The 13,157-nt window shown below is 39.5% G+C and carries 10 protein-coding genes and 1 tRNA gene; 4 read left to right on the top strand and 7 right to left on the bottom strand.

The window, feature by feature from the left end:
- Positions 1-318: 318 nt before the first annotated feature.
- Entirely contained in the window at positions 319-2,226 is a 1,908-nt protein-coding gene (locus ACIQXP_RS02350) for an ABC-F family ATP-binding cassette domain-containing protein (protein ID WP_387504179.1), read from the bottom strand.
- A gap of 324 nt (positions 2,227-2,550) precedes the next feature.
- Here ACIQXP_RS02350 and ACIQXP_RS02345 point away from each other — a divergent pair, with 324 nt between their 5' ends.
- The 3 genes from ACIQXP_RS02345 to ACIQXP_RS02335 all read left to right on the top strand — a co-directional run bounded on the left by ACIQXP_RS02345 (position 2,551) and on the right by ACIQXP_RS02335 (position 5,099).
- On the top strand, positions 2,551-2,964 hold the full coding sequence (locus ACIQXP_RS02345) for an Rrf2 family transcriptional regulator (protein ID WP_145855962.1): 414 nt from the start codon (positions 2,551-2,553) through the stop codon (positions 2,962-2,964).
- 72 nt (positions 2,965-3,036) lie between these two features.
- A complete protein-coding gene (locus ACIQXP_RS02340) occupies positions 3,037-3,687 on the top strand; it encodes an NAD(P)-dependent oxidoreductase (RefSeq protein WP_387504180.1) in 651 nt (216 codons plus the stop codon).
- A gap of 383 nt (positions 3,688-4,070) precedes the next feature.
- Positions 4,071-5,099, top strand: a complete 1,029-nt coding sequence (locus ACIQXP_RS02335; RefSeq protein ID WP_387504181.1) for a quinone-dependent dihydroorotate dehydrogenase — start codon at positions 4,071-4,073, stop codon at positions 5,097-5,099.
- Between the two features lie 570 nt (positions 5,100-5,669).
- Here ACIQXP_RS02335 and ACIQXP_RS02330 read toward each other — a convergent pair.
- The 3 genes from ACIQXP_RS02330 to ACIQXP_RS02320 all read right to left on the bottom strand — a co-directional run bounded on the left by ACIQXP_RS02330 (position 5,670) and on the right by ACIQXP_RS02320 (position 6,764).
- Positions 5,670-5,840, bottom strand: coding sequence for a hypothetical protein (locus tag ACIQXP_RS02330; RefSeq protein ID WP_029275070.1), 171 nt, complete (start codon positions 5,838-5,840; stop codon positions 5,670-5,672).
- Between the two features lie 34 nt (positions 5,841-5,874).
- Positions 5,875-5,948: transfer RNA gene (locus ACIQXP_RS02325), tRNA-Cys, on the bottom strand.
- 69 nt (positions 5,949-6,017) lie between these two features.
- A complete protein-coding gene (locus tag ACIQXP_RS02320; RefSeq protein ID WP_387504182.1) occupies positions 6,018-6,764 on the bottom strand; it encodes a TrmH family RNA methyltransferase in 747 nt (248 codons plus the stop codon).
- On the opposite strand from ACIQXP_RS02320, the gene tamL reads away from it, so the two are divergent.
- Positions 6,755-9,178: a translocation and assembly module lipoprotein TamL gene (gene tamL / locus ACIQXP_RS02315; RefSeq protein WP_293744488.1), complete on the top strand. Its 2,424-nt coding sequence runs from the start codon at positions 6,755-6,757 to the stop codon at positions 9,176-9,178. The two genes, ACIQXP_RS02320 and tamL, sit on opposite strands and share 10 nt — an antisense overlap.
- Here tamL and ACIQXP_RS02310 read toward each other — a convergent pair whose 3' ends face one another.
- The 3 genes from ACIQXP_RS02310 to ACIQXP_RS02300 all read right to left on the bottom strand — a co-directional run bounded on the left by ACIQXP_RS02310 (position 9,179) and on the right by ACIQXP_RS02300 (position 13,147).
- The gene (locus ACIQXP_RS02310; protein ID WP_387504185.1) at positions 9,179-9,745 is read right to left on the bottom strand and encodes a 2'-5' RNA ligase family protein; all 567 of its coding nucleotides are present in this window, start codon (positions 9,743-9,745) and stop codon (positions 9,179-9,181) included.
- Between the two features lie 556 nt (positions 9,746-10,301).
- Positions 10,302-10,832, bottom strand: coding sequence for a hypothetical protein (locus ACIQXP_RS02305; RefSeq protein ID WP_387504186.1), 531 nt, complete (start codon positions 10,830-10,832; stop codon positions 10,302-10,304).
- The gene (locus ACIQXP_RS02300; protein ID WP_387504187.1) at positions 10,829-13,147 is read right to left on the bottom strand and encodes a patatin-like phospholipase family protein; all 2,319 of its coding nucleotides are present in this window, start codon (positions 13,145-13,147) and stop codon (positions 10,829-10,831) included. The genes ACIQXP_RS02305 and ACIQXP_RS02300 overlap by 4 nt, the downstream gene beginning before the upstream one ends.
- Positions 13,148-13,157 lie beyond the last annotated feature (10 nt).

Genomic DNA, 13,157 nt, shown 5'->3' with positions numbered 1-13,157 from the left:
CGTGTTTCTGCGTCTCGGTGGCAAAAAATATTGAACAAAATTTAAGGCAAGAATCGCCAGCATGAGAGATTGCTTCGTCGTTACTCCTCGCAATGACGACCGAGCTAGTGGATTCTAACAACAAAAACCTTCTTCTGTGTTTCTGCGCTTCGGTGGCAACAAAAAAACCACAGCATTTCTGTGGCCTTAATATGCTTTTCTCGTGGTGTCAGATATTACTATCTGACACTGATCTTAATTTGCATTCAAATTCTATTTTTTTTGATTTTCTAAGGATCACTTAACAGTCAGATGGTAACATCTGACTGCACATTAAAATTAACCATCCAGCTCCATAATTTCAGCAGCCAGTGTTTCCCATTTAGTTTGGCTGTTGTCCAACTCTTGTTTGGCCGCTAAATAACGTTTGTTTGCCTCGGCAAGTTTTTCGGCATTGCCGTAAACATTTTCATCCGCCAGTTCAGCTTCAATGTTTTTCACATTCTGCTCCAGTTCGGTAATCATTTTTTCTGTTTTTTGCAGTTCGTCATTCAGTTTTTTTAACTGGTTGGTCGTGTTGGGTGTAACCGGTTTTGGCTGTTCTTTTTGTTTCTCCGGCATTTTAACCGGAATAGGTTTAGCTGCCGGAATTACCCTTTTGCTGTTCCATTCTTCGTACTCGGCATAAGTACCTGGATATTGTTTAATTTTTCCGTTTTCGATAAACCAGATTTTATTGGCTACATTATCTAAGAAATACCGATCGTGGGATACGGTAATGAAAGTACCTTCAAATTGTTGTAAGGCCTGGATCAGGATGTTAACCGATTGGATATCCAGGTGGTTGGTAGGCTCATCCAGAATTAGGAAATTTGAATCTGTTGTTAATGATTTAGCCAGGGCCACACGCGATTTTTCCCCTCCGGAAAGCACTTTGATCTTTTTAAAAACATCATCGCCGGTAAAAAGGAAACAACCTAAAATGCTCCGCAATTCGGTATCGGTATGTTTGGGTGCAAATGCCTGTAACTCTTCCAAAATGGAGTTCTCCAAATGCAGCGACTCCAGCTGGTGCTGCGCAAAGAAGGTGGTGGTTACATTATGCCCGGTCTCGCAGATGCCTTCAAATTTTTCGGTTCCGGCAATCATTCTCAATAAAGTAGATTTACCTTTGCCGTTTGCACCGATCAAGGCAATTTTATCGCCTTTTTCAATCACCCCTTCAGCGTCATCTAAAATATGCACATTTGGATAACTTTTATGGGCATGTTCTATCCGTACCACATGTCTGCCTGATGGTTTGGAGAATTTGAAAGCAAAATTTACAGTTGGGTTGTCATCATCCACATCATCAATACGCTCCATCCTGTCTAAAGCTTTCATCCTCGACTGGGCCATTTTAGCCTTGCTTGCCTTGGCTTTAAAGCGTTCAATTAAACGTTCTTCCTGTTTAATTTTGGCCTGCTGGTTCTTAAATTCGCCCTTTTGGATTTCACCACGCAGGGCTTTTTCTTCCACATAGAAGCTGTAGTTACCGGCATAAACGGTTAATTTACCTTTGCGCGATTCGACCGTACGGTTTACAATCTTATCCAGGAAATATCTATCGTGCGATACAATTACAATGGCACCTTCAAAACTCATTAAATAGTTTTCCAGCCACTTAATGGAAGGTAAATCCATGTGGTTGGTAGGCTCATCCAGTAATAGGATATCTGGTGTTTGCAATAAGATTTTCGCGAGCATTACCCGCATCCGCCATCCCCCAGAAAAGGTGTTTAGCGGCCTTAGCTGATCTGCCGGACTAAAACCTAAACCAGCCAGAATTTCGTTTGCCCTATATTCGATGTTATAGCCATCTAAAGCTTCAAACTCCTGCTGTTTATCACTTAATTTAAATAAAACCTCTTCGCTGTAATCGGTCTCGATTTTTTTTAGCAGTTCTTCAATTTCATCATGCAACTGGTTCTGGCGCTCAAAAGCTTCCATGGCCACATGCAAAATGCTATGGTGGGATTCGTAAGAAAGTAAATCCTGGTTTAAGTAGCCAATTTTCAGGTCTTTAGACATGGAAACCGTACCCGAACTTGGTGCGTACTCGCCTACAATTATTTTTAAAAGTGTTGATTTTCCTGTTCCATTGGCACCAATTAAACCAGCTCTGTCGCCAGGTTTGATGTGCCAGTTTGCGTCATCGTATAAGGCCCTTGAGCCAATCAGGAAAGTTAAATTATTTATTGAAATCATTTCGGCTGCAAAAGTACGAAATTTAAAGGCTTTTTTTTGGTGGAAAGTCAAATAGGAAAAACTGTTATTCTGATCAATATTAGTGACAGAAGAATCCTAGCGAAATGATAAGCCGCGAAAAGTCGTCATTTTGACCGCAGTAGAGAAATCTTTCTACATAGTTCAAAGATTTCTCCATTTCGCTGCGCTACAGTCGAAATGACGGAGATTTTTAAAATCAGTAAACGGTAGGGAAGTGAAGAGGCAATTATTGTGGAATTGAAAAATTAATTTTGATTTCTATAAAACCTTATTATCTTTGTACTGTAATAAAAATAATTACAGATGAGCACAAGTAGGTTTCCGATTGCCTTACACATTTTAACCTTATTAAATGAGGCGAAAGGCAATGTGGTGAGTTCTGCATACCTGGCAGGTAGCATCAATGTCAACCCTGTTTTAGTACGTAAAGAAATTATGAATCTGCGTAAACATGGTTTTGTGGAGAGTAAAGAAGGTAAGGGGGGAGGCTCATTCCTGGCTAAAAATGCCAAAGATATTAATCTGGGCGAAGTTTATCAGTCGGTTAGAAGTGGCAATATGTTGTTGGGACAGCATAAAAATGAACCGAATCCTAAATGTCCGGTCGGCAGGCAGATTAACCAACATTTAGATACGCTGTACAGCGCTGCAGAGCATGCGCTGATCGCAAATTTATCAAAACAGACATTGGCAGATTTTGCAGCCAGGTTTGAATAATTTTTTTTGCATACAACTGTAATAAAAAACATTACAATTTATAATATATACATAAATTAAAAATTAAATAACATGAAAGTAGCATTGATAGGCGCCTCCGGATTTGTAGGCAAAGCGATTTTAAACGAACTGGTAAGTCGTGGAAACGAAGTGATTGCCATTGCACGCGATACGGCAAAAATTGAAAGTAGCGATGAAAAGATAAGTAAGGTAGCAGCAGATGTTTTGGATACTGAAAAATTAGCAGCAGTTTTAGCAGGTGCTGATGCTGTAGTAAGTGCTTTTAATGCAGGGTGGACCAACCCAAATTTATATAACGATACCCTAGAAGGCGCAAATGCTATTCAGGCTGCAGTAAAAACATCGGGCATTAAACGTTACATTTTTATTGGTGGAGCAGGTACATTGCAGATTGACGGTCAACAGGTTGTAGATGGACCGAATTTCCCTGCTGAAATCAAGCCAGGCGCAACGGCTGTAAGGGATTATTTTAACACGCTGAAACAGGAGAAAGAGCTGGATTGGTTATTTTTTAGTCCGGCAATTGAGATGCATCCAGGCATTACTACTGGCCGTACCGGGAAATATCGTTTAGGTAAAACCAGTCCGGTTTTCAATGAAGAGGGTCGTTCTATTTTATCAGTAGAAGATTTAGCGATTGTAATTGCTGATGAGCTGGAAAATAACGCGCACCACCAGGAGCAGTTTACGGCAGCGTACTAAAGATGTAAAAGGGAAGATGGAAAAGGGAAGATGGAAGATGGAAAATGGAAGATGTAGGATGGGAAATGGATGAGGGCGGAAGTTGATTCATTGCTTTATTCATTTACATGCAGGTTGCCAAGGTTCATGGTTTGATGGTTCATAGTTGATGGGCGAAATGTTTATCGCATGGATTATAGGGAATTGATTACGGGTCATTCGTAATGATCACTCGTGGCTATCAAACCATCAACTAAAGTTGTATATAAAACTTGTACTTAGTGCCCCAGACAAATGAACAAATGGCAAATGAACTAGTGAACTTATGGGGCTATTGAAAGGTTCGTCATCCATTTTACATTTTCCATCTTCCATAATTACCTATAAGTTCTTATCTTCGTGGCATGTATCGCCTTATTAAACCAATATTCTTCAAGTTTGACCCTGAAAACGTACATTATTTTGTAGTCAAACGGTTAAAATGGTTTAATGATAATTTTCCGCTAGGCAAAACCATTATCCGTAGCAGTTTTGATGTACATATTAAAGGTCTGGAACGGGAAGTTTTTGGCATAAAATTCAGAAATCCTGTTGGTTTGGCTGCGGGATTTGATAAAAATGGCGAATACGTAGAGCCACTTAGTAATTTAGGCTTTGGATTTATCGAAGTAGGTACGGTAACACCGATGCCACAGCCTGGAAACGATAAACCCCGGATGTTCCGCCTGCCTGATGATGAAGCCTTGATTAACCGTATGGGCTTTAATAATAAAGGTGTGGATGTAATGGCAGAACGGTTGCGCTTGTTAAAAGATAAACATCCTGATATTGTTGTAGGCGGAAATATCGGTAAAAACAAGGCTACCCCAAATGAAGATGCAGTAAGCGATTATATCAAATGTTTCGACCGTCTGTTCGATGTGGTAGATTATTTTGTAGTGAATGTAAGTTCGCCAAATACCCCAGGTTTACGTGAACTGCAGGAAAAAGAGCCCCTTAAGAAAATTCTGAACACCTTACAGGAGCGCAACCGAAAAAATGATATTTCTCGTCCGATTTTATTAAAAATTGCACCTGATTTAACGGATGCGCAATTAGATGATATCATCGAAATTGTTGCAGAAACGAAAATTGCAGGTATTATTGCTACCAATACCACCATCAGCAGGGAAAACCTGGCTACAGAGCAGCATTTAAAAGCTGAAACAGGCGGATTGAGTGGGAAACCAGTTAAAGAACGCTCTACTGAAGTGATCCGCTATCTTTCAGAAAAATCGAATAAAGCTTTCCCGATCATTGGGGTTGGTGGTATACACTCGGCCGAGGATGCACAGGAGAAACTGGATGCAGGCGCCAGTCTGATTCAGTTGTATACCGGTTTTATTTATGAAGGCCCGGGATTGATCAAAAGCATCTGTAAAGCGTTGGTTTAAAGGAGTCGGAACCCTGATCCAGTAGCTGTCTGATGTTTTTCCGGGTCTTGAAATAAGTTTAGTATGATGAGCTTGCTAAATTATGGCCGAAATATGTTAGTTTTCACATTTTGAAAATGAACGTCAGTATTCCATTGGCTGTGTCAGTCCCGCTATCACTTCAAAGCCTTGGCTCGTTCCTCGCTTTCGGGTTTTACGCTAAATCGGGTTTATTTAACTAAGTTTTGGGGTTTTTTATATTCTTTATTAAAAGGTTATCATCAATATAAAATTGTCATCCTGAGATGCCTGCCTGCAACATGCAGGCAATCTTTAAAGTAATAAGCTCTTGTATGAGAGATTGCTTCGTCGTTTCTCCTCGCAATGACGACTAACAGATTGGAACCGGTAAGTGTTAGCTCGTTAAAGAATTTATTTATTATGATATTTCATTTTATAGCCACCCTTCTGCTAATACGTCCTGATTAGGCTTTGTCAGTCTGAGCCTGTCGAAGACCTTTAGCCATAAACAAAAAAAGCATCCTTTGATCAGAAGGATGCTTTAAATCTTTAAGAAAGAATTGCTAAAAACTATTTTGCCAAAGCAGCTAAAACAGCGTTGTTTTTAGCTAATTGATCGTTTTTAGGTTGTGCAGAGCGGCTTCCTAACTCAATGTTAGTTGCTCTTTTTAAAAATGCTACTTCTTGGTGAGCTGTATTTTTATTTCTTCTGTCTTTTCTTTTTAATCTGGTAACTGCCATGGTAATAACCTTTTAATTATTTTATTTGTACAAATGGAGGTCGAGAGCGGATTCGAACCGCTGTAGAAGGTTTTGCAGACCTCTGCCTAGCCACTCGGCCACTCGACCTTAAATTCAAGGCTGCAAAAATAGCAATTATTAGTTAGCGCGCAAACATTATTTAAATAATTATCTAATTTAATTGCGAACTCGCACTAATTCAGCACAAAAGATTGCTGCACTTACGGCTACGTTTAATGATTCTGCTGCTCCAACTCTTGGAATAGTGACCGGCTTATTTATTTTTTTGATCACCTCTGCCGATATGCCCTTTCCTTCATTACCTAAAATCACCAGTCCTTCCGTTCCCCATTGCGTTTTGTAAATGGATTCCCCATCTAATAAGGCACCAAATACAGGAATGGTATTTATTTCCAGCAATGACAGTAAATCTGCTTCATGGATATTGATCCGTGCCAGAGAGCCCATGGTTGCCTGTACTGTTTTGGGGTTGTATATTTCTACACAGTCTGGAGAACAGATGATGTTTTTAAAACCAAACCAATCTGCCGTACGGATAATGCTGCCCATATTGCCTGGATCCTGGACGCCATCCAGCACCAACGTAAACTGATTTTTTAAGGCATTCAGTTCCAGTTTGCTGTTTTTGGGGATGTGAACAAGCGCCAGAAAGCCCTGTGGGGTTTGCAGCGTACTAATCTTCTCTAATTCGGCGTTCTTTACTTCAAATAAGTTTATATTTGCAGGCAATTTGGGTAACAAATGATATTGCTCGCTGTTATAAAATATAGTGTGGATCTGGTAGCTTGACTGGAAAAATTCCTGTATGGATTTTATACCTTCAACAATAAACAAACCATGTTCTTTACGATATTTTTTTTGATGTAACGATTTTATAAAACTAATCTGTGATTTTGAAAGCATACCAAAACTCAATATATATTAAACTGAAAAGCACTGCAATATTACTATTTATTATTGTTTTAATTCAGGCCTGCTCATCAACTAAGTACATTGCAGACTATCAGTCAATAGTGAAAAAGGTAACTATAGATAGTGTGGATGCTAAATTTGAAGAACAGGCTTACAATTATGTGCAGAAAGATATCAGACCTGCTTCTAAGCTAAGTATCCAGGTACCATTATACAACCTGTTTAATACTAAAGATGGCCGGTATAAAACGAGCGATATCAAACCCTTTGGTACGCCACCCGCTATTCTGGATAGTACGCTGGTCGAGATTTCGAGAACACAGATACAGAAGTTTTTAAAAAGCAAGGGCTACCGCCGGGCCGATGTAAAGGCAGCGATAAAGGTTGCAGATAAAAAAGCCGAAATTGTGTTCACGGCAAAACCAGGACCTGCTTATTTTTTAGATAAAATTTCCGATTCGATACCTAATGCGAACATTAAAAACCTTTACGAATCGAATAAAGCGAAAATAAGCCATCTGCACACCGGAATGCAGTACGATGAAGATTCTTTAACGTACGAAAGGGAACAGATTTACCGCATCATGAAAGAAAACGGTTATTTTTATTTCTTAAGACCCTATGTTAATTTCGATGTTTATGGTGCCGAACCTACTTCAAAAACCAATAAAATTGACCTGAACCTGAATGTAACCAACCCCAACGACGGCGAACATAAGCAGTTCAATATTGGATATACCCACATGATTATTGCGCCTAACCCGGACGGCTTCCCGGATTCGGTACGTTATAAGCTCAATAAAGACACCATTAACGGTATCATTTTTACCGATTTTTCCAAGCGCTACCGCAGAAACCCCATTGTACGGTATGATTTTTTGAAACAGGGCGATCTTTATGACATCCGAAATGAAAACCTTACTTACGATCGGTTGTATGAACTCAATGTTTTTAAAAATGTGAAGATCGATTATTACCGGAGGGACAGTACTTCAAACAAAATAAATACGGTAATTCAGCTTATTCCACAAAAGGTGATGAGTAACCGCGTGGAAGGGGAGGTGCCTTTTAATGGCGGTACAGTAGGTTTTACCATCGGAAATACGTATACCAATAACAATATTTTCAGAGGGGCCGAACGATTTGAACTTCAGGTAAAAGGTGGTTTGCAATCAAGGATTGGCAACGGTGCCAAACCCTTTAGCGATATTTATCAGCGCGATTTTTCAATCAGTTCGAGTATCACTGTACCACGGTTAATGATTCCTTTCTATAATCCGGTTTTGGGAGGGAATGGCATGCCACACACTACTTTTGCATCAAGCTACATTTATGCACTTCAGAAAGATGTATCGGTTAGAAGGATTTTTATCAACTCCATTACTTACGATTGGTTTGAAACCAAATCTAAATTACATTCGTTTACACCTTTGAATTTCGAATACCGGTTTGGCTACTTAGACCCTAACGTTGATGAGCAAACCGTATTGAACAACCTTTATTATTCCACATTGCTAGGTCGTAAAGATTTAACACTGGGCATGAAATATACCTATACCTTAAATGCAAATAAATTAAATGAATACCGGTCTTTTGTTTATTTACGGGCCGGTATGGATATCGCAGGAAATATGTTGCAGGGGGTATCCGCATTAATTGGCAAAAAAGGTGATCCGGCAAATAACCAACCAGCAAGAATACTGGGCCTGCCATTTAACCAATACATGCGCCCTGAAGTTGATTTGAGGTGGTATAAACATTTAGGCGGTGATCGGCAGTTTATTGCGCGTTTAAATGCAGGCGTAGCTTATGCTTATGGAAATTCAGTATTAACCGGTATACCTTTTGAAAAGCAGTTTTTTGCTGGTGGATCAAGCGGCATAAGAGCCTGGCAGGCAAGAACCATCGGGCCCGGGAACTATGATAGAGGTATTTTACGCAGTGATACGCTGAGGAGGGCATTTTTTGGGCTCGACCAACTTGGAACCATGCGGATTGAAACCAATTTTGAATACCGTTTTACCGTTGCGAAGAAGTTTCTAGGTGCGACTTTAAAAGGTGCTGCATTTGTTGATATCGGTAATGTATGGAACCTGAGGAAGGGCGAGTCGATTCTTGTTGCCAATCCTTCACTTGACGAACAAACCATTTTTAGATTGAGTAAATTAGCGCAACAGTTAGCCGTTGGTACGGGTGTAGGGCTGAGATATGATGTGCAATATTTTGTTTTCAGGTTTGATGTAGGGTTAAAACTTAAAGATCCCCAGTTCGCAGGTTCGGATCAATGGGTCATCAGCAAGTTTTTATCCGGAGCAAGGGATTTTAAAAATACTTACAACGCCACACATGGCCCTGATACCTATCGTTTTATACAATACAATTTTGGTATCGGAATGCCGTTTTAATTAATCAAAAAGAGTTAAAGTTTTGGGTTTTGTATCGGGATCTTTAAAAGGCAATTCTTTAAAGGGTTGCCATCTTTTATCCATGTGCTTATAAACAGAAAAAGATGAAACCTCAAATTCGCGTTTAAATTTGCGGTCTTTAAATTCCGCGCAGATCTGTTTGAAAACGGATTTTATATCCCTGAAGGCCAAAGTTAAATGTGGATTGAATTTTTCTTTTTTCTCGATCAGTTTTAAAGGTTGTAAGGTTTTGGTTATCTGTTTTTCCAGCAACATCAATCCTTCATTTTGTTCAACATCTAAGTAAAAGGTATGTTCGGGGAAGGAGTTGAAATTTCGGAGCACCTGTATAAATGGCTGATTAAAGGAGGCATCTGTTAGCGCTTTGAAAAAACGCTCTTCTGCATCATACCCTGAAAGTTTTACCGGAGGATATAAGGTAATGTGTGCCGGACGCTTTAATGATTCACGCACATTAAATCGATCTGCAATGTAGGTCCTAATCTCGTCAATATCTTTTGCAATAGAAACAGGAGGAACCAGGCATACTAAAAAAAGATTTTCCATAAAACAAATTTACTAAAAATATTAGTAAATAAAAATAGAATTAGCCTGAGCAAATCTGCTGTGTGATGGTACCTGGGGTACGAACCATATTATTTTTAAACAACTGACCTTAAGTAACAACTGCTTCAAAACATAACCTTTTTCGGGCTAATTACAGCTTTGGTGTCAGATGGAAACATCAGACACCACGAATAAAAGCCCTTATATTTTGCCACGGATACACGGATGAGCACGGAGAAATCTGACAGTATAACAGACTTATGTTAACTAAACCCGACCGGCAGCGTTATCCCGGTTTAAGCATCATTTTATTTACCGGTTAATCTACCGGGATTAAGCAAAGGGCGGGACTGGCGGAACCGAAGCACTACGGGTACTGCTTTTCTTAAAAAATGGAAATTGTATTAAACCTTATGTGATGAATAATGATGTTAATCGTTTAAAGCGATTTGCTGTTTTCACTCTCGTTGGAAACGAGGGTGAGCATGAGCTTGTGATGGTTATAACTGTTTTTGTGCCAGATGGAAACATCAGGCACCACAGATACTAAGGCAAATCAGACCAGGTTCTTCAAGCCGTCAAAAATGCTTTCGAAAAAAGTGGAAAGATTTAATCCGTTACTATGGTTGAAATATACAAATACCAGGAGTACGATTACCACAAATATAATGAGCTTACGGAAGGCAAAGGCCATAACAATCAGTAAAATAGGGATGATGAATAACCATAAACTATTGATGGTGTAAGGACTTAAATCGGTATCTTTTTTATATACATAAACGAGTTTGCTATGTGTGCCGGCGTCGTTTTGGTGTTTGATATAAACAAAAGTAGATTTATCGATCGGTAAAGGCAGTACAGCTATGCCATCATTAAATTTTAATACCTGGGTAAAGCCACTTACACTAAAGGTATAGGTTCCGTTAATATTCTCGTTGGGGTTGTTCAAAGAATCGGCTGCTATGATGGCCAGTTTACTGTTTTTTAGCAAATTCTCTTTTACCAGAAAATTATTGATTGATGCGTTTTGTGCAAAGCTGAAAAACCCAGTTAAACACAGCAAAAACAAGAGTACGATTCGTTTCATTCGATAGAACGTTTATTGTAAATTAAATAACCGATATGCAATAATACGCCATTTCTTTTAATCGCATCATTATATAAATTATAACTTAGACTAACCGGGCCCAGAGGCGAGTGATAAACGAGACCAGCGGTACCAGCATAACGTAATTTTGTAATGGCTTTAGCGTAATTAATATCCTGAAAATTATTCAGTTCAAATTCTTTATGTGGTAAAAATAAATAACCTTCCAGTCTAAAATCAAGATTTTTTTTAACATTATAAATGTTTTTTATTCCGCCAGCGGCATAGGTGGTTGCCCTAAATTTATCCAGAAACAGCGAGCGGCTATCTTGCAGCGGGTAAAAGGCCGGAGCGGTTAAAAGCGTTGCGTAATAGTTGCTAAATAAGGGCTGATTCGAAATTACACCTTCAACGATGTAACCCAGCGTATATTTGTTGAGGTGTAAAAAATAGTTCTCCTGCGTTAGCTTAATACTGGCCCAATGGCGTAGCTGGCTACTGCCAGGGATTTTCACAAAACCAGGGGTATTCCGGAAAATGTTACCTGGATTATAATTTTCGCGACCAGTGGTATAATTAAAACTCAAAGAAAAACTTTGTCCGTTGGTAGCATATTGTTTTCTGTTCAGCGAATTTTTTTCAAGGTTTAGCGAACCCCTGAAACCATTAAATATAGTTTGATCCAACAAATCACCTACTGCAAAAGTATTGTTAGGGCTGTAACGGTCATTATTATTGATAAAATTAGCATGGAGAACAATTTTGGTGTTATAATTTAAAGGCATTCCCATCATCAGATCAATCTTCCGGTCTGATTGTTCGATATAAATCGGGCGCGGGTTTTCGATAAAAATCTGACTGGTATTATAAAAATTCCAATGATTATAGGTTAGCTCTGCAGCAAGAAACAAGGGGAGCCTGGTTGGATAATCTACCCGTCCATTCACTTGTACCGATTCGTAAAAACGACCGGAGTAAAAGCTGGTTCCGAAAGTGTAAGATTTGCGGTTGAGGTAATTGTATTGCGCACCCAAAAAAACATTACTGATGGGCCTGGTTGAAATATTGCCACCCAACTCGAGCTTAAAACTCTTTTTGGGCTGTGCCACTACTTCAAAAGTATAGCTGTCTGTTGCAGCCTGATAAGAAATTTTGGGATATATCGTTTCGAAAGTTTGGTCGGCAACAAGTTTGTAATACCCACGTTTAACATCTTGCAGGTTAAAAGTCGTTTTATCACTTTTAAAGAGTCTTTCTACATATTTTTTCTGCTGGTTGTTTACACCGGTTACCATGATGTTGCTGAATTTGAGATCTGGTTTTTTCGAATTGAATTTTTCCCTTTTCTGCGCCAGTTCTTCATCGCTCACCCTTCTGCTGATCAAAGCTTTAATCCTGGGCATATCAGCCATGGTGGCATCATATCCTTTTTTGATCAGCTCTGCTACCGGAGCGAAATTGGTTACGCTATAGGTAGCTAAATCGGGCTGGATGTAAACACCGTTTTTACCGATCATGGTCGAGTCTGATTTAGATAGGAACATGTAAATCAGAAAGCGGTTCATTAAACGATCGTCGATATTTTTAGGGTATTCGTTATAGGTTTTGGAAGAAACATTGGCCCCAATCATATAATCGGGCTTAAAATCTCTTTCCATTACGTCTGCCGGGAAATTATTGTAAAGGCCACCGTCAAAAACATACTTGCCGTCTAATTTAATTGGCCTGTAAATAATGGGTACCGTCATGGTGGCCCGTACGGCTTCCGCCAAACTTCCTTTACTTACCGTGATGCTTTTTTGCGAAAGCACATCTGCCACCATACAACGGTAGGGAACGAACAAATTGTCGAAATTATCTTTAGAAACGGCTGAAGCCTGTGAGAAAAGTTCCAGAAAGGCAAAATTCAAGGGAATATCATTAATCAGATTGGAACGGAAGCTAAAATGAAAACCCGTATCAATAGCCACTTTTGCAGTAAGCATGGAGGCATTGGGTGCATTTTTCTGGAAATAATACGTATAATCACTTGTGTACCGTCCGTTTACCCAGTTCTGAAAGTCGTTACTCAAGGCTATTTCCTCAATCTGTTTTGGACTATAGCCAGCCGCATACATGGCGCCAACGATCCCACCCATAGAGGTGCCGGTAATGTAATCGATAGGAATGTGGTTTTCTTCAAGGGCCTTTAGCGTACCAATGTGCGACAATCCTTTAGCTCCGCCACCGCTAAATACAAGGCCTACCTTTTGCGCCTGCAATTGGCTACAACACAGAACGAACAGGATCAGCAAATATCTTTTAAAAGTTACCACCCCTAAAAAT

It is taken from the genome of Pedobacter suwonensis (genome assembly GCF_044762335.1).
GTDB lineage: Bacteria > Bacteroidota > Bacteroidia > Sphingobacteriales > Sphingobacteriaceae > Pedobacter.
This window is presented reverse-complemented; position numbering and strand designations above follow the sequence as displayed.

Excerpts from the sequence above, each read along its gene's own strand:
- ACIQXP_RS02310 (WP_387504185.1), bottom strand. The coding sequence starts at position 9,745 with ATGGAAAATCTTTTTTTAGTATGCCTGGTTCCTCCTGTTTCTATTGCA.
- ACIQXP_RS02320 (WP_387504182.1), bottom strand. The coding sequence starts at position 6,764 with ATGCTTTCAAAATCACAGATTAGTTTTATAAAATCGTTACATCAAAAA.
- ACIQXP_RS02305 (WP_387504186.1), bottom strand. The coding sequence starts at position 10,832 with ATGAAACGAATCGTACTCTTGTTTTTGCTGTGTTTAACTGGGTTTTTC.
- ACIQXP_RS02340 (WP_387504180.1), top strand. The coding sequence starts at position 3,037 with ATGAAAGTAGCATTGATAGGCGCCTCCGGATTTGTAGGCAAAGCGATT.
- ACIQXP_RS02345 (WP_145855962.1), top strand. The coding sequence starts at position 2,551 with ATGAGCACAAGTAGGTTTCCGATTGCCTTACACATTTTAACCTTATTA.
- ACIQXP_RS02335 (WP_387504181.1), top strand. The coding sequence starts at position 4,071 with ATGTATCGCCTTATTAAACCAATATTCTTCAAGTTTGACCCTGAAAAC.
- ACIQXP_RS02350 (WP_387504179.1), bottom strand. The coding sequence starts at position 2,226 with ATGATTTCAATAAATAATTTAACTTTCCTGATTGGCTCAAGGGCCTTA.
- ACIQXP_RS02330 (WP_029275070.1), bottom strand. The coding sequence starts at position 5,840 with ATGGCAGTTACCAGATTAAAAAGAAAAGACAGAAGAAATAAAAATACA.